This window comes from Novosphingobium aquae (genome assembly GCF_037572715.1).
Taxonomy (GTDB): domain Bacteria; phylum Pseudomonadota; class Alphaproteobacteria; order Sphingomonadales; family Sphingomonadaceae; genus Novosphingobium; species Novosphingobium aquae.
In genome coordinates this window covers 136704-158439 of the sequence record NZ_JBBHJY010000008.1, presented here as the reverse complement: position 1 = coordinate 158439, position 21736 = coordinate 136704, and the positions used below count along the sequence as shown (strand labels likewise).

Annotated in this window: 18 protein-coding genes, 1 tRNA gene and 1 pseudogene; 12 read left to right on the top strand and 8 right to left on the bottom strand. The window is 61.3% G+C overall.

The features are described 5' to 3' along the window. Window positions 1-25 precede the first annotated feature (25 nt). On the bottom strand, window positions 26-2872 hold the full coding sequence (locus WG900_RS15580) for a TonB-dependent receptor plug domain-containing protein (RefSeq protein ID WP_339968475.1): 2847 nt from the start codon (window positions 2870-2872) through the stop codon (window positions 26-28). A 315-nt stretch (window positions 2873-3187) separates the two neighbouring features. Here WG900_RS15580 and WG900_RS15575 point away from each other — a divergent pair, with 315 nt between their 5' ends. From WG900_RS15575 to WG900_RS15545, 7 genes are all read left to right on the top strand, one after another. Beyond that, the gene (locus tag WG900_RS15575) at window positions 3188-4873 is read left to right on the top strand and encodes a tannase/feruloyl esterase family alpha/beta hydrolase (RefSeq protein ID WP_339968473.1); all 1686 of its coding nucleotides are present in this window, start codon (window positions 3188-3190) and stop codon (window positions 4871-4873) included. Window positions 4874-4886: 13 nt separating this feature from the next. After that, complete coding sequence (locus WG900_RS15570) at window positions 4887-5810, top strand: alpha/beta hydrolase (protein ID WP_339968471.1); 924 nt, start codon at window positions 4887-4889, stop codon at window positions 5808-5810. After that, a complete protein-coding gene (locus tag WG900_RS15565) occupies window positions 5807-7432 on the top strand; it encodes an AMP-binding protein (protein WP_339968469.1) in 1626 nt (541 codons plus the stop codon). Before WG900_RS15570 ends, WG900_RS15565 begins: the two co-directional genes overlap by 4 nt. Continuing rightward, window positions 7432-8115: a nitroreductase gene (locus WG900_RS15560; RefSeq protein WP_339968466.1), complete on the top strand. Its 684-nt coding sequence runs from the start codon at window positions 7432-7434 to the stop codon at window positions 8113-8115. Before WG900_RS15565 ends, WG900_RS15560 begins: the two co-directional genes overlap by 1 nt. Window positions 8116-8248: 133 nt before the next feature. Continuing rightward, a complete protein-coding gene (locus WG900_RS15555) occupies window positions 8249-8968 on the top strand; it encodes a gluconate 2-dehydrogenase subunit 3 family protein (protein ID WP_339968463.1) in 720 nt (239 codons plus the stop codon). Between the two features lie 16 nt (window positions 8969-8984). Next, a complete protein-coding gene (locus WG900_RS15550; RefSeq protein ID WP_339968461.1) occupies window positions 8985-10670 on the top strand; it encodes a GMC family oxidoreductase in 1686 nt (561 codons plus the stop codon). Between the two features lie 134 nt (window positions 10671-10804). Further along, complete coding sequence (locus WG900_RS15545; RefSeq protein WP_339968459.1) at window positions 10805-11791, top strand: ThuA domain-containing protein; 987 nt, start codon at window positions 10805-10807, stop codon at window positions 11789-11791. A gap of 66 nt (window positions 11792-11857) precedes the next feature. On the opposite strand, the gene WG900_RS15540 is transcribed toward WG900_RS15545, so the two are convergent. From WG900_RS15540 to WG900_RS15515, 6 genes and pseudogenes are all read right to left on the bottom strand, one after another. Next, window positions 11858-13465 carry an alpha-N-arabinofuranosidase gene (locus WG900_RS15540; protein WP_339968456.1) on the bottom strand — a complete coding sequence of 536 codons (1608 nt, stop codon included), beginning with the start codon at window positions 13463-13465 and terminating at the stop codon, window positions 11858-11860. A gap of 304 nt (window positions 13466-13769) precedes the next feature. After that, on the bottom strand, window positions 13770-14099 hold the full coding sequence (locus tag WG900_RS15535; protein ID WP_417598146.1) for a hypothetical protein: 330 nt from the start codon (window positions 14097-14099) through the stop codon (window positions 13770-13772). A 318-nt stretch (window positions 14100-14417) separates the two neighbouring features. Continuing rightward, window positions 14418-14696 (bottom strand): annotated as a pseudogene (locus tag WG900_RS15530) (HEPN domain-containing protein); the annotation flags it as partial. Between the two features lie 65 nt (window positions 14697-14761). Next, complete coding sequence (locus WG900_RS15525) at window positions 14762-14965, bottom strand: hypothetical protein (RefSeq protein ID WP_339968454.1); 204 nt, start codon at window positions 14963-14965, stop codon at window positions 14762-14764. A gap of 42 nt (window positions 14966-15007) precedes the next feature. Continuing rightward, complete coding sequence (locus WG900_RS15520) at window positions 15008-15370, bottom strand: hypothetical protein (RefSeq protein ID WP_339968451.1); 363 nt, start codon at window positions 15368-15370, stop codon at window positions 15008-15010. A gap of 215 nt (window positions 15371-15585) precedes the next feature. Then, a tRNA-Gly gene (locus WG900_RS15515) sits at window positions 15586-15659 on the bottom strand. Between the two features lie 133 nt (window positions 15660-15792). Here WG900_RS15515 and WG900_RS15510 point away from each other — a divergent pair. Genes WG900_RS15510 through WG900_RS15495 form a run of 4 tightly spaced genes read left to right on the top strand, consistent with a single transcriptional unit; the run spans window position 15793 to window position 18571 of the window. Further along, complete coding sequence (locus tag WG900_RS15510; protein ID WP_339968450.1) at window positions 15793-16428, top strand: carboxymuconolactone decarboxylase family protein; 636 nt, start codon at window positions 15793-15795, stop codon at window positions 16426-16428. After that, on the top strand, window positions 16425-17039 hold the full coding sequence (locus WG900_RS15505) for a carboxymuconolactone decarboxylase family protein (protein ID WP_339968448.1): 615 nt from the start codon (window positions 16425-16427) through the stop codon (window positions 17037-17039). The genes WG900_RS15510 and WG900_RS15505 overlap by 4 nt, the downstream gene beginning before the upstream one ends. Before the next feature lie 22 nt (window positions 17040-17061). Continuing rightward, the gene (locus WG900_RS15500; RefSeq protein ID WP_339968446.1) at window positions 17062-17814 is read left to right on the top strand and encodes a cytochrome b/b6 domain-containing protein; all 753 of its coding nucleotides are present in this window, start codon (window positions 17062-17064) and stop codon (window positions 17812-17814) included. After that, window positions 17807-18571 carry a molybdopterin-dependent oxidoreductase gene (locus WG900_RS15495; RefSeq protein ID WP_339968444.1) on the top strand — a complete coding sequence of 255 codons (765 nt, stop codon included), beginning with the start codon at window positions 17807-17809 and terminating at the stop codon, window positions 18569-18571. The genes WG900_RS15500 and WG900_RS15495 overlap by 8 nt, the downstream gene beginning before the upstream one ends. 16 nt (window positions 18572-18587) lie before the next feature. Here WG900_RS15495 and WG900_RS15490 read toward each other — a convergent pair whose 3' ends face one another. Then, entirely contained in the window at window positions 18588-19223 is a 636-nt protein-coding gene (locus tag WG900_RS15490; RefSeq protein ID WP_339968441.1) for a TetR/AcrR family transcriptional regulator, read from the bottom strand. Window positions 19224-19393: 170 nt separating this feature from the next. Between WG900_RS15490 and WG900_RS15485 the strand changes: the two genes are divergently transcribed. Beyond that, window positions 19394-21727, top strand: coding sequence for a TonB-dependent receptor (locus tag WG900_RS15485; RefSeq protein ID WP_339968439.1), 2334 nt, complete (start codon window positions 19394-19396; stop codon window positions 21725-21727). Window positions 21728-21736: the final 9 nt, after the last annotated feature.

The window sequence follows — 21736 nt, the reverse complement described above, 5'->3', positions numbered from 1 at the left end:
CGATCCCTTGGGAGGGAGGGTCAGGTCAGAACTTCTTGTTGATCCCGAACTGGACGAGACGGCCAAGAGTGCGACCATTGGCAAAGCCGTTGGTTCCCGGGGTCAACCCATTCTGCTTCAGGTAGACCGGCGGATCGGCATCAAACACGTTGTTGACGTTCAGCGACAGCGAGAGACCGTTCAGCATGTCGTCGCCCTTGAAGTCATACTTGAAGAACAGGTCGACAACGTTGAATGCGCTGACGCTGTTCTGGGTCGTACCGACACCAACGGCGGGGACGAGCTTGTATCCCGCGCTGTGGCTGAGCGAGACCTGCGCCCGAAGGCCACTGATCTGCGCGCCCGCCGAAGTGCGGAAGCGGAAGCGGCTCGCATTCGCGAAGATCTGGTCGGTGTAAGGCACGGTCGAAACCGCAGCCTGGTCGCGCTTCAGATCGATGTTGCCATTGAAGCTGAAGTCGACCGAACCGAAGCTGGTCAGGCGAACGTAGTTGGCGACCAGATCAAGGCCGGCAATCTTGACGCGCGACAGGTTCTGCTTGCGCGCATCGATGATTACATAGCAGTTCGCGCCGCAGCTTGCGCCGTTGATCTGGCTGGATGAAGCCAGCGCCGCATCGACCTGAGCCTGCGTTGGGTTGAGCGTGATCGTCGGGGTGCCAACAAAGTTCTGATAGAACGTGCTGGTGGTGAACGGCGGCTGCCCGATGATGTCGCGGTAGTCGATGTTGTAGTAGGTGCCGCTCAGGCGCAGCCCATCAACGAACGGTACGTCAAGATCGGCACCAACCGACCACGTGGTTGCGGTCTGCTTGGTGATGCCGGGACGGTTGCCCAGCAGAACGATCTGCTGGCGGCCGTTGACGGCCGGGATGACCACGCCATTGATCGTGGTACCGACCTGAGCCGCAGTGGGCTGCAGGAACGAAAGGTTGGCTACGTTGAACGAATTGACTGCTGCCAGTTCATCGTCGGCAAGGCTGGGCGCGACGAAGGATTTGCCCCAGTTGGCGCGCAGACGAAGTGCGTCGAACGGCTTCCACGTGATGCCGAACTTCGGGTTGAACGTGCTTCCGAAGTCGCTGTAGTCATCGAAGCGGCCAGCGACCGACAGGGTTAGTTCGCGGAAGCCGGTCATCGCATTGTCAGCGCCGAACAGCGGCACAACGAGTTCACCAAACGCCGACTTCACGTTACGCGACAAGTTGACCCGCTTGAGCGGACCGTAAGCAGCGATGATCGTCGTGCCGTTTACCGAAATGCCGTTCGAACCGGTATTTTCGGTTCCTGGTATGATGCTGCCATTGCGCGGGCTGAAGTGCTCGAAATCGTATTCCGCGCCGACTGCGACCTTCACGCCGCCGCCGGGCAGCGCGAACAGTTCGCCATCGACGATGACCTTGGTGTTGAGCTGACGCTGGCGGGTGTCGCCGTAGAGTTCATTGTTGGCGATTGCGGCCAGTGCCGCCGGATTGCTGGCGGAAGGGTTGTAGGGATTGAACAGGCCGGCGCTGACAGCAGCGTTCACGCCCAGCGCGTTCAGGTTGAATCCGTCGAACCGGACGCGGCTTTCGCCGTAGCTCGAGATCCACTTGGCCTCCCAGCCGCCGCCCAGATTGGCGGTGAAGCGCGGCGCAACGCCCCAGGTCTTGAGGTGGTTGCGGGTATTGATCGAGTCCGCAGGGCCAAACTTCCAAAAGACGGTCTGCGTCTCAAACAGGTTGCATGGCAGCGGGAAGATAAGGCCCGGAGCAACCTGCGTCGGGCATGAACCGCCAACAGCCTTGTTGGCATCGAACAGCGGACTCGACAGGAAACCGAAGGAGGCGAGGAACGAAGGACCGAAGTTCGTCTGACCATTGAAGGCCCCTTCACTGAAGGTGATCAGACGATCCGTATAGAATGCACGAACATCAAATTCGATATTGTCGTTCAACTGCACGTTCATCCCGGCCATGACCGAGTGGCGCTTTTCGCGCGGATAGATCGAGGCATCATCCGAGGCATCGCACTGGTTCAGCGTTGCCTGGCGCGCGCCGGTGGGCGTCAAACCATAGAAGCCCAGTCCAGTGGCGGGACCCGAGCCGACAAAGCCAGCGCTGACATTGCCGGGCGAGCACAGGAGGCTGGTTGCTGTAGTAGATGGCGAACCCGGCGCTCCGCCGATGGTGTCCAGCGGATAGAACACCCAATCGCGGTCACGGCCGTGGAGTTCGCTGTGCTGCGAGTAGTTGTAAGAGATGAACAGCGAGGCATCACCAAAGGTCTTGCCCGCCGTGACGCTGGCGTCCCAGCTGTCATACTTGTCGGCAAAACCATAGTGGCCGCCGATCTCGATGCCATCGAACTTCTTCTTGGTGATGAAGTTGATCACGCCGGCAACTGCGTCAGAACCGTAGATGGCCGATCCGCCATCGGGGACAATCTCGACGCGCTCGATCAGGCTTGGTGGCACAATGTCGGGATCTGGTGTTGTCACCGAAATGCCGGCACCGACTACGCGGTGACCATCGACCAGCACCAGCGTTGGCGAAGCGCCCGCGGTGGTGAAACCGGGCAGGCTGCGAAGGTTTGGCCGGTTGGTGGTTACGAAGTTCGATGCGGCGACTGGCGCCTGAAAGTCGTTGAACGAACCGACCTGCGGAATCGTCTGGAGCAGCTGCGCGGTGGTCGAAGCGCCGGTCTCTGCAACCTGCTCATTGCCGACCGTGATCACGCTGGCGCCGGCGGGCGCAATGCCGCGAACAAGCGTGCCAGTTACGACAATTTCCTTGTCCTTGGGCTCGTCTTCAGCTGCATCCTGCGCATAGGCTGGCATTGCCAAAGCAAGCAGGCTGACGCCCATGAGTGATTTCTGGATTCCGAATCGCATAGATTTCCCCTCCCATTGATAAATTTGCATTTCAGCTCGGTTCAGGCTGATTTGAGGGGGAACCTAGTTAATCGGCTGCCTGTAATAACCCCCCAACTGGGGGGCAATTAGCCTTCGATCTTATATGAAGTCGTGAAGCGGCCCGCATTGGGCCCGCAAGGGTTCATCACTCCCCCCATTTGGGGGTGACAACCAGCCTATTGGCAAGGCTATGCTCACTTCACGTCACGGGTTCGCATCGCGATTGCGCTCAGCATACGGGCGAGACAGCAATCGAACCCAGCTGACGCAGAAAAGGCCTTGAGGGGAGAGTTGATGGCGGTGATCAAGCAAATCGCTTTGGCGACGGTTTCGCTGGCGGCGGCAGGTTCTGTCCTCGCGTTTCCATTACCGATTGGCTCGGGCGCCGGTGTTGCCCAAGCCAGTTCTGGAACCTCCCCCCAGTCACAAGATGTCTGCACACGACTCGCCGACCTTCGCCTGAAGGACGTCACCATCACCATGGCGACCTCGCTTGCCGAGGGTGCGCCGGTGCCTAACTCCGGTCTTTCGTCGATGTTCGGCAATGCCCCTGTCGTCGGAAAGGCCTCGGCCGCGATGTGCCGGGTCGCTGGCCGCATTCGCCCGACCGCAACCTCGGACATCGGCTTTGAGGTTTGGCTTCCGGCAACCGGCTGGGATGGCCGTATGCATGGTATCGGCATCGGCGGGTTTGCCGGAGCAATCGACTATTTCACCTTGGGGCAAGCGGTAAAGGCGGGACAGGCCGCCGTCGCTACCGACACCGGCCACCGTGGCAACATGCAGGAAAGCGCATGGTCGAAAGGCCAGCCGGAAAAGGTGCGCGATTACAGCTGGCGCGCAGTGCATCTGTCCACTGTCGCAGCGAAGCAAGTTATTGCTGCTTTCTATGGCAAGCGACCGGACAAGTCCTACTTCGTCGGTTGCTCTGGTGGCGGTCGGCAGGGTCTGGTTGAGGCGGCTCGTTTCCCAGAGGATTACGATGGCATCGTTTCAGGCGCCCCCGCCGCAAGTTTCACCGAACTGGCGATGGCGCTCGTCAATGCGCACCAGGCACAGATTCCGCCGGGCGCTGCCATGCGCCCCACCCAGACCAAATTTCTGCAGGAAGAAGTCCTTCGGCAATGCGATGCGGGTGACGGGCAGTCCGATGGCCTGATCGACGATCCGCGCCAATGCCGGTTCGATGCCAGCAAGCTGCTGTGCAGCAATTCCAATTCGCCGCAATGCTTCAGCGATGCGCAGGTCGGCGCCCTCAAGCGGCTGCACGCGGGCCCGCGCAATTCGGCGGGATTTCAGCTTGCCGGCGGTTACCTTCCTTCCGGATCGGAAGCCGGTGATCCCGCGCCGCTGCTCGGCTGGGAAGGATACCTGATGTCAGGCGGCAACAGCAGCACGGCTGGGCGCGGACTGGCCGACGGGATGCTAGACGGCTTGATCCAGAACCAGTTCGCCACAGTTCAGACCTTCGATTTCGATCGACACCCGGCAAAACTGAGGACGGCTTCGCGCGAACTCGACGCGCCGCCAAACCTTAGCCGCTTCTTTGCGCGTGGCGGCAAACTGATCATCTGGCACGGCTGGGCCGACGCAGCGATCCCGCCTGAAGCCAGTTTGCGCTATCATGCCGCGATGCTCCGCCAGTCGGGAGCAAAGGCGAAGGATTCCGTGCGCCTGTTCATGGTGCCCGGCGTTCAGCACTGCTTTGGCGGCAAAGGCGCCGACGTATTCGGCCAGAGCGGCGCGCCTGGTGTGAATGAAACACCCGATCGCAACATGGTCATGGCCATGCAGAACTGGGCCGAAGGCCAGCGCTCGGCACCTCAATCCTTCATCGGACGCCGCGGACACGGCGGCGGCATGTTTGGTCCAACTGCGTCCGGCCCCGAACGCCAGCGCCTGCTCTGTGCCTGGCCGAAGAAGGCCGTGCTCCAATCCGGCGCCGATCCGGACAAGGCCGCCAGCTACACGTGTTCATGACGGGAAAACGAAAATGCGCCTCTTGAAGTTCGCGACGGCCAGCAGTGCCGCAATTCTCCTGTTTTCGGCAAGTGCTGCATCTGCGGCCGACCATGAAGTGATCGCGCTGTGGCCGGGCACCCCTCCGGGGACCGACGACTGGACAGGGCCGGAGACGGTCCAGACCTACCCCCTGCCCGGCCAACCCATCCGTATGATCGGCAATGTAACGCGGCCCACGCTTACGGTTTATCGTCCCAGCCCGGACAAGACCAATGGCACCGCGATGATCGTTGCGCCCGGCGGCGGGTTTACCTCGCTGGCAATCGATCATGAAGGCATCCTTGTCGCCCAGTGGCTTGCCGAGCGAGGGGTTACCGCCTTCGTGCTGAAGTACAGGGTCAAACCTAACCCGAACTTCCGAGTTCCAGGCGATCTGCGCAAGAACCCGGAATTGTTTTCGCAGTTCAAGGCGACGTTCGGCAAAGGCATTCCGATTGCGGTTGCCGATGCAACACAGGCAATCCGTCAATTGCGGAGCAATGCCGCCCGCTTTGGCCTTGCTCCTGATCGCATTGGAATGATGGGTTTCTCGGCTGGTGCCATTACCACGATGGGTGCGGTAATGAACACCGCCGCCGCTGACCGGCCCAACTTCGCCGCGCCAATCTATGGCGCAATGGACGAAAAAGCCCCGTCCGCTGATGCACCGCCGCTGTTCATTGCGGTCACGCAGGACGATCCTGCTGTGCCCGCCACAGAAAGTTTGAAAATCTATTCCAGCTGGACCGCTGCCGGATTGCCTGCCGAACTTCACATCTACGAACGCGGCGGGCATGGCTTCGGCATGCGCAAACTGAACCTTCCGGTCGATGGCTGGACAGTGGCGTTCGAAGCCTGGATGAAATCGCATGGCTGGCTGGACAGGCCCGTCGCAACCAATAAACCCGTCAAATGACCCGTATCGACGAACTGATCGCACGCTATGGCGCTCGCGATGCCTGTGCAGCACAGCTACTGTGCGACCGGCACGATCCCGAGGCCATCGCCTATCGCGTCATTGCGCCGGAACTGACGGCCAAGCCCATTTCCTATGGCGAACTGCGGCAGGAATCCGAAAAATTCGCTGCGGCCCTTCAGTCGCTTGGCGTGGGCCCGGGTGACCGTGTTGCCACCTTGATGGGCAAGAGCAGGCAATACCTGATCGCCCTGATGGGCATCTGGCGCTTGGGAGCGGTGCACGTGCCGCTGTTCACTGCCTTTGCCCCGCCGGCAATTGCCCTGCGCTTACTTGGCAGCAAAGCCAAGGCAGTCATCTGCGACCAGGCGCAACGGCACAAGCTTGTGCCGGGAGATGACATACCTGCTGATGCGCCGTGGCAAGTCATCTCCACGGGCGAAGCAAGCGAAGGGCAACTTTCGTTTGACCGGATGATCGACGAGGCACGGCCTGGCATTGCCGCCGCAGTAGTGGGCGGCGATGCTCCGCTGATCCACGTCTACACTTCGGGAACAACGGGCAATCCCAAGGGCGTAATCGTGCCGCTTCGCGCACTCGCATCGTTCCACGCCTATGCCGAGTTTGGCTTTGACCTCAGAGCCGATGATGTCTTCTGGTGCGCGGCCGATCCTGGCTGGGCCTATGGCCTTTATTTCGGCATCCTCGCGACCTTCCTGACCGGGACGCCAAGCATCCTGCTGGAGGGCGGGTTCTCACCCGACACGACTTTGGCGGTGCTTGCCGGCGAGGGCGTCACCAATTTCGCTGCCGCGCCGACCGTCTACCGTGCCCTGCGAAGCTCCGGCCTTCGGCCTGCCTCTCCGCTGCATCTTCGCTGCGCCTCGAGCGCGGGGGAGCCGCTTACTCCGGAAGTCAATGAATGGGCGCAGGAAGCGCTCGGCGTCACCGTCCATGACCATTACGGCCAGACCGAAGCGGGAATGTTGATCAACAACCATCATCATCCCTTGATACGCCGCCCAGTCATGTCAGGGTCGATGGGTCAGGCGATGCCCGGATGGACTGCCACAATCCTTCATGTCGACCGCGATGAGGAAGTCGGCCCGAACCAGATGGGCCGCGTGGCAATGGTTCTACCGGACAGCCCGCTCGCGTGGTTCAGGGGCTATGACGGCGATCCGGCCAAGAGTGCCGAGAAATTCGCTGGCGGCGGGCGCTGGTACCTGACCGGCGACACCGGCATGGTAGATGACGAGGGATATTTCCATTTCTCCGCGCGTGATGACGATGTGATCATCATGGCCGGTTACCGCATCGGCCCGTTCGAAGTGGAATCAACGATCGCGACGCATCCTGCCGTAGCTGAAACTGCCGTCATTGCGGTGCCCGACGAAGTCCGCGGCGAAGTGATCGAGGCGTTTGTTGTTCTGCGCGACGGGTTTACTGGTTCTGCCGAACTGGAACGCGAAGTGCAGCAATGGGTGAAAACCCGCTTTGCCGCGCATGCCTATCCCCGCACGGTCCACTTCGCTTCCAGCCTGCCCAAGACACCCAGTGGCAAGATCCAGAGGTTCGTGCTGAAGCAGCAGCGCCGACTGGAACTGGAAGCGGGCCGTTGATGCCGGAAGAAGAGCCGAATGCTGACGTGCTGCAGGCCGTTGCCGGTCGGCGCTCCATCCGTCGTTTCCTGCCGGATCCCGTTAGCGACGATTGCATAGAGGCGATCCTGCGCGCGGCATCGCGCGCACCTTCGGGTACCAATATTCAGCCCTGGCTGGTCCACATTGTAACCGGCGAAGCGCGAGAGCGCCTGAGCCGAGCCGCTCTGGCAGCGGCCGAGGCAGGGGAAACCAGCGCCGAATATGCCTACCTGCCCGAGGTGATGAAGGAACCCTACCTCTCGCGCCGGCGCAAGATCGGTTTCGATCTCTACGCCAAGTACGGGATTGACCGGCAGGACATGGCCGGCCGCAAAGCCGCGATGTTGCAGAACTACACCTTCTTTGGTGCCCCCGTCGGCCTGTTCTTCACCATGGAACGGGACATGGCGCTGGGTGCCTGGCTCGATTGCGGCATGTTCATGCAGAACGTCATGGTAATGGCCCGAGCCTTCGGCCTAGACACCTGCCCGCAACAAGCCTGGTGCGATTTCGGCGCGGTCGTCCACCGCGAGCTCGGCATTCCGGACGATCATATCGTGTTGTCCGGAATGGCGCTGGGCCGTGCTGATCAGGACGCTGCGGTCAACGGACTGCATAGCGAACGGGTGCCCCCCGATGAGTTCTCTAAATGGCATCGCTAGAGAACGGCCGGGTCTAATTCTGTACAAATCTCGCTATAACTGATCAGAACTCTGCCCCCCAATTGGGGGTGCCAGACAGCCTCCTGCCACGTGTAAGCTTGGATCGGGAGAAGTTGACGATCAGCAGCACGCAATGGTGCATCGCCGAACAACTCCAATGCTTTCCGAATGCGCGGGCGCAGGCTGCTTTCAGCTTCTCGCCAATGAGACGTTTGCTGGCGATGGAGTGCCCAAGATGTCAGACCTCTATGACCTGGACCGGAGACTGCTGCTGCAGCGCGCACTGTTGCTGCTGGGCGCTGCTTCGAGTGGCTTGGCGCCCTCTGCGCTGGCGAAAGCCGCGAAGGGCAGTGCCGCTTACCTCGATCAGCCGACATTCGATGCTTTGAGCGCAGTTTGCGACACGATCATTCCGCGTACGAATACGCCGGGAGCTGTAGACGTCCGCGTTCCAGCTCTGCTGCAAGCGCTGTTGGTGAACTGGGCCTCAGGGCAGCGCCGCTTTGAAATCACACAGGCCCTGACGCAAGTCGACCTCTATGCTCTCGATCAGCAAGGCAAGCGGCTGGCCCAGTTGCCTCCGGCAACCCGCGAGATCGTGCTGAAGTCCTACGAAGCAGAAGCAATGAAAGTCGTGCCTTTGCCGGGAGGGGGCGGGATCAAGGAGATGCTGACCGGTCCCAATTATGCCGACCCTGGATACGGGAAGCTGAAGGAACTGATTGTCCTGCTCTATTACGTGTCTGAACCGGCTCTCACGCAGGAGCTGAGTTATGTCCACGCGCCCGGTGAGTGGAAGCCGTCCATCCCTGTAACCTCCGAAACCCGCCCTGCTGCGGGCGGCCTCTTCTGATCGGAACCCGGATCCCATGTTTGATGCCATTGTAATCGGATCGGGAATGAGCGGCGGTATTGCCGCCAAGGAATTGTGCGAGCGCGGGCTCAAGACGCTGATGATCGAGCGTGGCCGCAAGCTGGTCCACGGCGAAAGCTATACCGACTGGATGCAACCTTGGGAGGTGCCCAATGCGGGACTGATCCCCGAAAACGAGTTGCGGCAGGACTATCCAGTGCAAAGCCAATGTTATGCCGTGAGCACGGCCACGAAGCAGTACTGGGTCAAAGATAGCGAACATCCCTACTCCACCCCGAAGGACAAGCCATTCAGCTGGATTCGCGGCAACCACCTAGGCGGCCGGTCGCTCATGTGGGGCCGGCAGTCATACCGCCTTGGGCCGCAGGATTTCGAAGCCAACGCTCTCGATGGGCACGGCTCGGACTGGCCGATCCGGTACGAGGATCTTGCGCCCTGGTACGATCACGTCGAAAAGTTCATCGGCGTCGCCGGGTCGCGTGAAGGGCTGACCCAACTTCCTGATGGCGAGTTCCTGCCTCCCTTCGCGCTCAATGATGCCGAACTCCAGTTCAAGCAGGCTGTCGAAGCGAAGTTCCCCGGCCGCAAAGTCATCCCTGGCCGGGTTGCCAATCTGTCAAAGGCACAGCCGCACCACGAAGAACTAGGCCGAGGTAGCTGCCAGAACCGCTCGCTATGCGAACGCGGCTGCTCATACGGTGCCTATCATTCGAGCCTGAGTTCTTCGCTTCCGGCTGCACAGCGCACCGGGAATCTGACCATCGTCACCGATGCCATCGTTCATTCAATAGTGCACGATCCGAAGACCGGAAAGGCGACCGGTGTGCGGGTAATTGATTCCAACACCAAGGCCGGTCGCACTTATGAGGCGAAGATCGTGTTCGCGTGTGCCTCAACCATCGGCACCACCCAAATACTTCTCAACTCAAAGTCCGAAGCCATGCCGCGCGGACTGGCCAATTCGTCCGACATGGTCGGCCGCAACCTGATGGACCACTTGATTGGCCCCTCGGTCTTTGGAATTTTGCCCAAGGCGCCGGACACCTTCTATTTTGGGCGGCGGCCAACCGGACTGTATATCCCGCGTTTTCGCAATGTATCTGAACCTGGCGCATTTTTGCGGGGGTATGGCTACCAAGGCGGAGCAATGCGCACCGGGGGTCGCGGCAGCGCTCTGGCGCCGCAGCTGATGGGTGCGGAGTTGAAGGCGCGCGCACGCAAGCTGGGCCCTTGGCTCGTCTACATTTCCGGGTTTGGCGAAATGCTGCCCAATCCGGAGAACCGGGTGACGCTGGATCCCAACAAGACCGATCAATGGGGCATACCGCTTACCCACATCGTCTGCGAATTTGGCGAGAACGAACTCAAGCTTGCGTCGCAGATGGTCATTGACGGTAAAGCAATGATCGAGGCGGCTGGCGGCCAGGTAATGAGCGCAAATTCCGAGGCTGGAACACCCGGCCTTGCGATCCATGAAATGGGCACAGCCTGCATGGGCAAGGATCCCAAGTCCTCTGTGTTGAACCGCTACAACCAGGCGCATGACGTACCCAACCTGTTCATCACTGACGGGTCGGCGATGGCATCCAGCGGCTGCCAGAACCCTTCGCTCACCTACATGGCGCTTTCCGCGCGGGCTGCGCATCATGCAGCCGAGTTCCTCAAAGAAGGAAAACTCTGATGTCCGTCAAATCCGCCCTGCTGGCTTTTGTTGCCGTGTCCGGAGTCTTGAGCGCCCCCGCTGCGACTGCCGCGCCTTTGGTCGATTGCGCTAAGCGCGATGCCCCGTTTTCCATCGACTCGCCGTTCATAGACGTGCTGCTCAGTCCTGCAGCTCGAGCCATATTGGATAAGGCCGCGCCGGGGCGCTTCAGCCGGTTGCCGCCGCAGTTCGCAGGGACCACTCCGCCAACTTTTGCAGCAATCCTCACGCTTCGTGAGGCATCGCAATTGGTCGGCCTAGCGCCCACCGTACTCACCACGATCGATCCCGAGTTGCGCGCTCTGCCTGTGACAAATGCGGACAAGATTGCCCGCTGCGCTCGCTACGATACCGTGCGGCCGAAGTTCAACCTCGCCAAAGGCAAGCCTCGCGCCCTCCTGTTCCAGAAGGTCAACGGTTTCTATCACGCAGACGCTGTGCCCGCTGCGCACGACGCCTTCGTCGCCATGGCTGCGCGCAAGGGCTGGGCCATCGCCGCAACCGACAAGGGCGGCGCCTTCAATGCAAGAACCCTCGGTCAGTTCGATGTGGTGCTCTGGAACAACAACAGCGGCGATGTGCTGACGCTTTCACAAAGGCGTGCACTGAAGGTCTATATCGAAAACGGCGGCGGTTTTGTTGCGATCCATGGTGCCGGCGGCGACCCGGCCTATTTCTGGGACTGGTATGCCGATGGCCTGCTTGGTGCGCGCTTCAAGGGACACCCCATGGCACCGCAGTTTCAAGATGCGCGGGTGTCGATCGCAGACGCTTCGCACCCAATTGCCAAGGGGCTGCCCAGCGAATGGACGATGAACGATGAATGGTATTCGTTCAAAACCAATCCACGGATCGCCGGGGCCAAGGTCATCCTGACGCTTGATGAGTCGACTTACAAACCCGTTGGTCCAAATGGACAGGATTTGCGCATGGGAGACCATCCGCTGGCGTGGACCAAGTGCATCGGCAAAGGGCGTGCCTTTTACTCGGCCATTGGCCACCGTGCGGAATCCTATTCACAGCCTCAGCACGTCGCCCTTTTGGAGGCTGCGATCGCTTGGGCCGCTGATAAAAGCCAGGAATGCGATCCAAGGAATTGACCGGGCACTGATAGAATCCAGGTTTTCAAAAGGATAAGGCTGCACACAAATCCCGCGTCGTGAGGCTCAGTTCTCGAGCCTCACGACCGTTACCGAAAGCGGAGGCAGGCGAAATATCGGCTTCCCGCTTTGAAATTCCACGCGGGTAGCGACTGGAGCCACTGCAGCTGGGTTGTCGAATGTGTTCCCGGCATCAACCTTTGCCGCACTCAGGACCTCTCCCGACGCGCGGCTGGCTGCCACGCCTGCGATCGTAGCGGTGACGTCGGCTATCTTGGCAGGATCGAGGTTGACGAGCGCCAGCCAGATCTTGCCGTCTTTCCCCCTTGCCGCGATCCCGTCGACCAGGGGCGTGCGGAAGTCGCCGAACCGGTAGTCGTCACCTTGCAGTTCCATGGGGATCGACGTCGCATCCTGGAACGGCACGTACATCCGGTACACGTGATAGGTCGGCGTCTTCAGCATCCGGGGGCCGTCGGTAAGGATCATGGCATGGATGACGTTCACCATCTGCGCGATGTTGGTCATGCGAACGCGGTCGGCGTGCCGGGCAAAGATGTTGAGATTGATTGCTGCGAGGAGCGCATCGCGCTGGGTTCCCTGCTGGCGCAGGAACATGAAATTCGTGCCATCCAGCGGCTTGGCCCAAAGGCCCCACTCGTCGACCATAAGACCGACTTTCTTCTCCGGATCGTACTTGTCCATTGCCGCTGAATGGATGCGAATGAGCTCTTCCATTTTCAGCGTGTTCTTCAATGAAGCCGCATATTCCGCTTCACCAAAATGGGACGAGGGCGAGGCCAGCACGCCCTGCGCTCCGCCGGTGTAATGATGCAGCGACAGGCCATGAATTTCCCAGCTGTAGGCGGGGCGCTGCGACCAAGCTTTCATCACCGCATCGGTATATTCGGTCTTCTCGCTGTCAGGACCGACGGCAATCTCCAGCATCGCATCCTTTGACCGGATGAATTTCACCGGCCCGTTCTGGGCAGGATTCAGATTTTTCGCGAAGGTCGCATAGCGCTTGTACTGGGTTACATATTCATCGGCAGTCATGCCGCCGCCACAGCCGTAGCTTTCATTGCCAACACCCAGATACTTGATCTTGTAAGGCGCGGGATGACCGTTCGCTGCACGCAGCTTCCCCAGCGTGGAAGGCTGGTCCGTGGTCATGTACTCAAGCCAGTCTGCTGCCTCTGCCGGCGATCCTGATCCCATATTGATATTGATGTAGGCCTCGGCGCCGATCTGGCCGGCGAAGTCCATGAACTCGTCAGTGCCAAATGTGTTTGGCTCTACAACGTTGCCCCACATGTTGACTGTTGCTGTGCGGGCGGCAGAAGGTCCGATGCCGTGACGCCAGTTATACTTGTCGGCAAAGCAACCGCCTGGCCAACGGACTACGGGCACGCGAAGTTCGCGCAAGGCAGCAACAACGTCGCTGCGGATCCCGCGGACGTTGGGAATGGCAGAATCCTTGCCCACCCAGATCCCGCCATAAACGCCGTTGCCGAGCATTTCGGAGAACTGGCCAAAAATATCTCGGCTGATCGTCGGGCCAGGCTTGTCGGCATGGACAACGATTGAGGCTGGTGTGCTTATCTCCGCCCTGCCTTCGCTTGCGAAGGTGCCCATGGCGGCAAGACAAATTGCTAGTCCAGAGATCATCTTCATAAGGACGTTGTCCCCTTGCTCGAGAAAGTGGGCTGGTTGCGTGAGCCCTATACACTGAAACAAGCGACTGGATATGGATTGGTCAAGCCAATTCGATGCGAAGGCCTTTCCAATTCTGCAAAACTGGTTTTCTCGTCCTGCAAGGTGCCATCCGGGATGTCGGAATTGCCGTGGTAAGGAGTTTTATGTCTGTAGTCGCTGACAAGCACGACCCGCTCCGCGGGAGGGTCGCATGGGTGCGAGGTAGCGTGATATTCATAGGTTTTGGGCGGGGAGAGGTCACCGTCTGACCATGCGAGTCCCCTCAACGAGAGGAACTTGCCATGGCTACCACTTCGACCACTCCCATCAGCCCGCTGCGCCAGCGGATGCAGCACGACATGATGATGCGGGGGCTCTCCAGGCAAATGGCGGGAACACCTTGCGCCAACAGCTCGCCGTGCAGCCATGGCGACAGCGATCCAGCTTCATGGCCGGCGCGGCGCAAGCGGTCCAGGTACGCGCGCAATGCCTCCGCAATCGCGGTCGGGTCGGTTTCCACGGCGCATTCGACCACCACTTTCGCGTCGTCACCAACCACGCAAATCGCGGTTTCTTCGACGGATACATCAAGACCAGCAAAGTACTCGATCACGCGACTCCTTCGCTTCCGTTTGAGAGAAGGAAGGGTCGCGCCACTCGCACCCGGTTCGCAAGGGTTGTCTGTTTTCCCAGACGCTGTCGGCACTTGGTGGAGTGCAAAGTACTCGCCAAATACGGCGGCAATCCAAATTTCTGACCTCTTCAGCCTACAAACCTATTGAAAATCCACCAAAAACATGACTGCCCGACGGCGTCCGGGCCAGCAACTGGGGCATCGCTCGCAACGTGCAGTGGCGAAGCAATTCAACAGCCAATCACTCTGTCATCTATGAACATTGAAGCTGCGCAGTTTTGTGCAAAGAGCTTGCGTTCAGCCAGCTGCGCCTGCGTCCTTTGCCAACAGATCAATCCGCTCCGAGCAGACAGTGTGAACGACGCGGCCGAGCTCCTCGACCTGCGCACCGAGCCATTCCAGCTCGTCCTTCCTGATGCGGTAGTGCTTCGAGTAACGCGCCTTGACGTAAGCTTCCTTGAGCTTCTCGAACAGCGCACGGTCCTTGCGGTTGTCGACCGGCCAGACGTAGGTCAGCCGCCGATCGATCCTCTCGGCCTGTGTGCGCAGGAAACCCAGATTGTGAACGTGCGGCGTTTATGCCGAGCGTCACACTATGCCGCGTGGGCGTAAAATGCCCGGATTTTCCGCGGGTCTAGGAGTCATCGGCTCGGCATAGTTTCTTGGTCCAATCCGGTCAGCCAGAACCCGAAATCCCCAGCAAGGCTCAAATATCGATGGCTCGTGACCAGGCTGTAGCGACCCAGCTGAAGCTCCTCGACCAAGAGATCGATGTGCTCGCAGAAAGGGCCTTCGTTCAGGCGCCTCACGACACTGCTTGTGTTCAAACAATCGTCGGTGATCATCGTCGTTCCTCCGCGCGCGTGATGGGCGCAGGGAACTTGAAACTATGCCGAGCCGAATACTCCTAAACCCGCAGATATCTGGGGCATTTTATGTCCACGCGGCATAGTGTGACGCTCGGCATAAACACCGTTATGCCGCGCGCGGCATAACGGCGTATAGAACGTGCAAACTAGCAGCACGCAATGGTAGAGGCGCTCAGTTGCTTGGTGCATGTCGAACGCAGCTTTTTTGAGCCAATCTTGCGACATGGAATGCAGCGCAGAGCCATGAAATTGGTTCGCAGTAGGAAACCACTCTTCAAAGTACTCTTGCGCCTTGTCCAATGCCTGCGCGGGCGTCTCCGTCAGCTTGATCGCCTTCGATCCGGGCTTGGAATTACGGATTGCTACATCGGTCAAAGCCACGGTTTTCCCAGCCTCTCCGGGGTGTCCGTACCCCCAATATACCCCCAACCGTGGGGGTATCGAGTCGACGAATTTGCGAATGCCCCCCAATCATACCCCCAGCGGCTATTGGCTGGCTGCAAACGCGGGTGGACGCTCATGGCCCGAATAACCGCTAAATACCTCAGTTTTTGGGGGTTTGTCTAGACGTATGTGAACGTCTGTGGACCTAGAAATGGAGCGGGTGAAGGGAATCGAACCCTCGTATTCAGCTTGGGAAGCTGCTGCTCTACCATTGAGCTACACCCGCGTGCCAGCGGCGGCGCTTTGGCACAGGGGGCGGGTTTGGGTCAACGCGCATCTTCCCGGCGATCACTCTGCCTCCGGCTTGCGGGGCGCGCACATATGCCTAGCTTGCTGCCAAACCGATTGGGAGCGGCAGGATGAGCGCGATCGAGCGTGGCGGGATTTCTTTCGATTTGCCGGAAAGGCAACGCCAGGTAGTGGGCGATGGTCCGAGGATTGCCGCGCTGACCGGCGATGCGGTGGACCGTGAGGCGCTTGGACTGGTCAATGCCGTGCGCGCCGGGGCCGGAGCGCAGCCGGTGACGCCGGACAATATCCCCGATTACATGCGCACCATGATGAAGCACCCGGAAGTCTTCGCGCGGCAGATGGAAATGGGGACGACAATCTTCACCGGCCGCATTCCGCCGCGGGAACGCGAACTGGCGATCCTGCGCATCGGCTGGCTGTGCCGCGCGCCTTACGAATGGGGCCAGCATGTCGACATTGCCAAGCGCATGGGCGTGACGACAGAGGAGGTCGAGCGGGTTACGCGCGGCTCCGCCGATCCCGCTTGGGACGCGCATGACAAGGCGATCCTGCGCGGGGTGGAGGAGCTGGTGGGCGACCATGCCATCGCTGATGACACCTGGGCGATGCTAGCCCAGAGCTGGGACGAGGCGCAGCTAATCGAGTTTCCGATGATGGTCGGGCAATATGTCGCCACCGCCTATGTCCAGAATTCGCTGCGCATCATGCTGGCCGAGGAAAATCCGGGGCTGAGCTACCGGTGAAAACGGCTGATAACATTGCCGCGCGCGAGGCCGAGATCATTGGCGCGCCGATCCGCATCGAGCCGCTGCCCGATGACGAGCTGGGCAGCGAAGTGCGCGAACTGGTGCGGCGCATCGGCTCCACGCTGGGGCTGGAAGCGCCCGAGACTCTGACCACTTATTTCGCCGTCCTTGCCCGCCATCCGGACCTGTTCCGCCTGCAGCTGGAAACCGGCATCTTCCTGTTCAGCGGATCAGCCATCCCCCCGCGCGAACGTGAACTGGCGGTGTTGCGGACGGCCTGGCTGGCAGGAGCGCCCTATGAATGGGGTCAGCATGTGCTGATCGGGCGCGAAATGGGGTTTACCGAGGCGGATACCGACCGGGTCCGCGCCGGGCCCGAAGCCGAAGGCTGGACCTCGCACGAAAAGGCGATCCTGTGCGCGGTGGATGAACTGTTCGACCGGCAGATGATCAGTGATGCCACCTGGGCCGAACTGAAGCAGACGTGGAACGAGGCGCAGCTGATAGAGTTGCCCTGCCTTGTCGGCCAATACCTTGGCGTTGCCATGTTGCAGAACACGCTGCGGATGCCGCTTGCACGCGATGCGCGGGGATTTGCCGAGCGCTGATTTCACCGCTAGCCTCGCGCCCATGGACATACCTGAAGCGCCTCTGCAGGTTTCCCAGCCGGTGATGGTCAAGCGCCACCGGCTGTCGACGCGGCTGTGGCACTGGCTCAACGCTGCCGTTGTGGCGATCATGCTGATGAGCGGGCTGATGATCTCCAACGCCCATCCCCGGCTTTACTGGGGTCACATCGGGGCGAACCCGGACAAGGCGTGGCTGGAACTGCCGCAGTTTCCGGGCTGGGCGACGATCCCTTCGACGTACAGCCTCGCTGATGCGCGGCTGTGGCACATCGCTATTGCCTGGATATTCGGGGCAGCGATCGCCGTCTATTTGGCTTGGTCCATGGTCAACGGCCACTTGTGGCGCGACCTGCGCCCGCGCCTTGCCGAGCTCTCGCCCGCGCATCTTTGGCAGGATATCAAGGCCCACGCGGCGCTACGTTTCCCCACGGGCGAAGCCGCCGCACGCTATAACGTATTACAAAAGCTGGCCTATTGCGGTGTGTTGCTGGTGCTTCTGCCGCTGCTCGTACTGACCGGGATGGCCATGGCGCCGGCGCTCAACGCTGCGTTCCCGTGGCTCCCCGAGATTTTCGGCGGGCGGCAATCGGCGCGCTCGATCCACTTTATCTGCGCCACCGGCATCGTGCTGTTCTTTATCGTCCACATCACCATGGTCGTGCTCGCGGGACCGGTGAACGAGGTGCGTTCGATGGTCACCGGCTGGTTCCGCCTACCGCCCGGACCCGCCGAGAAGGAGGCTGCGCATGACTGATCAGTTCTCGCGCCGCCGCCTGCTTTCGGCCGGAGCGCTCGGCACCGGTGGACTGCTGCTGTCCGGCTGTGACCGGCTGTCGCAGCCCGGCCCGTTCCGATCGGTCCTCGAAGCCGCAGCCGATGCCCACTACGGCGTCCAGCGCGGCATTGCCGGCGACGCGCTCGCCGCAGAATTCGCTGTATCGCAAATGTCGCCGGTGTTCCGCGCCAACGGCAATACCAATGTGAAGGGCCATGCCGAGTGGAGCGGCCATGGGGCGGACCAGTTCGCGCGCTGGGCGCTCAAGATCGATGGGCTGGTGCTGCGCCCGCTAGACTTGCCGCTCGATGCCTTGCGCGCGATGCCGCAGCGAGCGCAGATCACCCGGCATGATTGTGTCGAAGGGTGGAGCGCAATCGGCAAGTGGCAGGGGCCGCAGCTCGGGCCGATCCTCAAGATGGCCGGCCTGCTGCCATCCGCGCGCTACATCGTGTTCCACTGCGCTGACCGTTTCGGCAGTACCCCTTATTACGAATCGCTCGACCTGATCGAGGCGCACCATCCGCAGACGATCCTGGCCTGGGCGATGAATGACAAGCCGCTGCCGGTCGCTCACGGCGCGCCGATCCGCCTGCGCGCCGAGCGGCAACTGGGCTACAAGCACGCGAAGTACGTGATGCGGATCGAAGCGCGTAGCTCGCTTGCCGGGCTTTACGGCGGTAAGGGCGGCTATTGGGAGGACGCGCGCGGATATCAGTGGTGGGCGGGGATATGACCCGGCGGGCAGCGGTCTAGCCGCGCGGACCCAGTCCATCACGCAGCAGGCGCTCGGCCTCGGCGGCAACGTCATCAGGCTCGCGCTCCTCGCCCCAGACGCCGAAGCGCAGGCCAAGGAAGACGTTCATTCCCATGGCTGCCCAGGCGCGCACTTCGTTGTCGCCGGGGGACATAGTGCCCGCCGCCACGCTTTCATCGAAGCGAGCGGCGATGCGCTTTGCAGTCCCCATGTAATGCGCACGATAGGCGTCCGGATCGGCGAATTCGGCCTCGTCGATGATCCGGTAAAGCTCCTTGTGCTGGCGCGCGAAAGCGAGGAAGCCGGCCAGCGCTTCACGCTCGCGCCGCACGCCGGTGCTGCCGGGCGCGACTGCCGCCGCAGCCGCCGCCGCGACTGACTGGCTCATATGCGTGACCAGCGCCGAGAAGATCGAATCCTTGGAATCAAAGTAGGTGTAGAAACTGCCGAGCGCAGTGCCGGCGCGGCGGGTGATGCCGCTGATCGAGGCTTCGTGGAAACCGCGCTCCCCAAATTCGGCGGCGGCAGCGTCTAGCAGGCGGCGAAGCGTTTCGCGGCCACGCGCGGTGCGCGGTTCCTTGCCGGGACTGGCAGCGCCGTTGCGCGATGGCAGGGCGGAATCCTTAGGCAAGGTCGTCGTCTCCCCAAGCACGGCCACCGTCTGGCCTGCCTGTTGCTTCCGCGCAACGCATTACGGTCATTTCGACGCGCTGCCAATCAAAAGTTGAAAGGTGGTTCAACTTTCAATAAAGGGCCAATCATGGAGCGGCGCGAAGTGCGCCCTTTGGGAGAGAGATTCAGATGACCTTTGCGCGTCACACCGTTCGCATGGCGCTTGCCGCCACTGCCCTCACCTCGCTTACCGTACCGGCTTTCGCGCAGGACGCCGCCGCCGATGAAGGCGTGGACAGCGGCGAAGTCATCACCGTTACCGCCCGCCGCCGCGAGGAAACGCTGATTGACGTGCCTATAGCCATCACCGCCATTTCGGGCGAGCAGCTGGCCAATTCCGGCGCGACCGACATCACCGCGCTGGCCGATCTTGCCCCCAACGTCACGCTCGAACCCTCGCGCGGCACCAACTCCACGCTCACCGCCTTCATCCGCGGCGTTGGCCAGCAGGACCCGGTTTCGGGCTTCGAACAGGGCGTCGGCATCTATGTCGACGATGTTTACCTGAACCGCCCGCAAGCTGCCGTGCTCGACATTTATGACGTCCAGCGCATCGAAGTTCTGCGCGGTCCGCAGGGCACGCTTTATGGCCGCAACACCGTTGGCGGTGCGGTCAAGTATGTCACCCGCCGCATCGATGACGTGATGCACCTTTCTGCCCGCGCGACCTATGGTTCGTACAACCAGATGGACGGCGTGGTCTCGGCATCGGCCCCGATCGGCGACGGCACGATCCGCGTCGGCGGCGCGGTTGCGCGCCTCACCCGCGACGGCTTCGGCAAGAACCTGACCACAGGGCTCGACAACTATGACAAGAACATCTGGGCCGGGCGCGGCACCATCGAAGTCCACGCCACCGACTTCTTCGCGCGCCTGTCGGGTGATTTCACCCACGACAAGTCGAACCCGCGCGGCGGCCACCGCCTGATCCCGGCGCAGCTTTCCGTGGCGCCGGTGCTGGCCAACGTCTATGACACGCGCGGCGCGCTGCTGACACCGAACCAGGACGTGAAGGCATGGGGCCTGTCGCTGTTCATGGAAGCCAACCCGGCCGAATGGCTGACCTTCCGCTCGATCACTGCCTACCGCAAGGACGATACGACCACCCCGATCGATTTCGACGCGCTGCCCACGGCCGATCTCGACGTCCCGGGCATCTACCGCAACCGCCAGTTCAGCCAGGAACTGCAGGCGCTGGTCGAGACCGGCAATCTCTCGGCCCTGTTCGGCTTCTATTACCTTGATGCCTCGGCGCTGACGCAGTTTGAATCGCGGCTCTACACCACCTCGCCGGGCTTTGCGGCCTATACCAATGCCGACATCGGCACCGACACGGCAGCCGGCTTTGCCGACATTACGTACGATTTCACGCCGCAGTTCAGTGTCTCGGTCGGCGGCCGCTACACCTGGGACAAGCGCAAGGGCTATATTCTGCGCCAGTCCTTCCTCGCCGGTGGTTCGCCGGTGTTCGGCAGCCCGGGCATTGCCTTTGGCGCGCCTGCGACCAACTTCCGCGGCCAGCGCGTGTTCACCAAGTTCACGCCGAAAGCGACCGTCAGCTTCAAGCCGAGCGAGGACGCGACGATCTTCGCCAGCTTCAGCCAGGGCTTCAAGGGCGGCGGCTTCGATCCGCGCGGTGCCGGCGTCAACGCGCCTGACCTCAATGGCGACAAGGCCCTGTCGGACGATGAAATCGCTGCCTTCCTCTCGTTCAAGCCCGAGAAGGTCAACAGCTACGAAGTGGGCATGAAGGCCAGCCTGATGGACCGCCGTGTCTATGTCGCCGCCTCCGCCTTCCGCATGGACTATAGCGACGTGCAGATCCCAGGATCGGTCGCCTGCCTGATCGGCGGCCTGCCGAACTTCTGCGGCGTGGTCTCCAACGCCGGCCAGGCCCGGATGCAGGGCTTCGAGTTGGAAACCCGCATCAAGCTGATCGAAGGCAGCGCCGGCACCGGCCTGACCTTCACCGGCTCGCTGGGCTATATCGACGCCAAGTTCCTCAAGTACGTCACCAACATCGCCTCGGTCCCGACCGACGTTGCCGCGTTCCGCAAGGTGCAGAACACCCCAGCATGGACCGGCAACGCCTCTCTCAGCTACGGCGTGGCGGTTGGCGAAGGCCGGGTCGACGTAACCGGCGGCATGTCGTTCAAGAGCAAGACCACCAACTTCGAGGTGCCGAACCCCTACCTCGACCAGCCCGCCTACCAGCTCTATGACGCCAGCCTTGTCTACCACGCTCCGGGTGAACGCTTCACCATCGGCGTCTTCGGCAAGAACCTGACGAACACCCGCTACAAGACCTCGGGCTATACCTTCATGGCGGCCAATGCCACGACCGGTGTGCTTTCGACCAACAGCGGCGGCGCGCTGATCCCGGCGCTCGGCAAGGAAGGCGTGCTGACCGCGTTCTACGGCAACCCGCGCCAGATCTTCGTGACGGCGACCGCACGTTTCTGATCGTCTCTT

What these genes read in the sequence shown, in the direction of transcription:
- WG900_RS15580 (WP_339968475.1), bottom strand. Translation starts at nt 2,872, where the DNA reads ATGCGATTCGGAATCCAGAAATCACTCATGGGCGTCAGCCTGCTTGCT.
- WG900_RS15575 (WP_339968473.1), top strand. Translation starts at nt 3,188, where the DNA reads ATGGCGGTGATCAAGCAAATCGCTTTGGCGACGGTTTCGCTGGCGGCG.
- WG900_RS15570 (WP_339968471.1), top strand. Translation starts at nt 4,887, where the DNA reads ATGCGCCTCTTGAAGTTCGCGACGGCCAGCAGTGCCGCAATTCTCCTG.
- WG900_RS15565 (WP_339968469.1), top strand. Translation starts at nt 5,807, where the DNA reads ATGACCCGTATCGACGAACTGATCGCACGCTATGGCGCTCGCGATGCC.
- WG900_RS15560 (WP_339968466.1), top strand. Translation starts at nt 7,432, where the DNA reads ATGCCGGAAGAAGAGCCGAATGCTGACGTGCTGCAGGCCGTTGCCGGT.
- WG900_RS15555 (WP_339968463.1), top strand. Translation starts at nt 8,249, where the DNA reads ATGGTGCATCGCCGAACAACTCCAATGCTTTCCGAATGCGCGGGCGCA.
- WG900_RS15550 (WP_339968461.1), top strand. Translation starts at nt 8,985, where the DNA reads ATGTTTGATGCCATTGTAATCGGATCGGGAATGAGCGGCGGTATTGCC.
- WG900_RS15540 (WP_339968456.1), bottom strand. Translation starts at nt 13,465, where the DNA reads ATGAAGATGATCTCTGGACTAGCAATTTGTCTTGCCGCCATGGGCACC.
- WG900_RS15525 (WP_339968454.1), bottom strand. Translation starts at nt 14,965, where the DNA reads ATGATCACCGACGATTGTTTGAACACAAGCAGTGTCGTGAGGCGCCTG.
- WG900_RS15510 (WP_339968450.1), top strand. Translation starts at nt 15,793, where the DNA reads ATGAGCGCGATCGAGCGTGGCGGGATTTCTTTCGATTTGCCGGAAAGG.
- WG900_RS15500 (WP_339968446.1), top strand. Translation starts at nt 17,062, where the DNA reads ATGGACATACCTGAAGCGCCTCTGCAGGTTTCCCAGCCGGTGATGGTC.
- WG900_RS15495 (WP_339968444.1), top strand. Translation starts at nt 17,807, where the DNA reads ATGACTGATCAGTTCTCGCGCCGCCGCCTGCTTTCGGCCGGAGCGCTC.
- WG900_RS15485 (WP_339968439.1), top strand. Translation starts at nt 19,394, where the DNA reads ATGACCTTTGCGCGTCACACCGTTCGCATGGCGCTTGCCGCCACTGCC.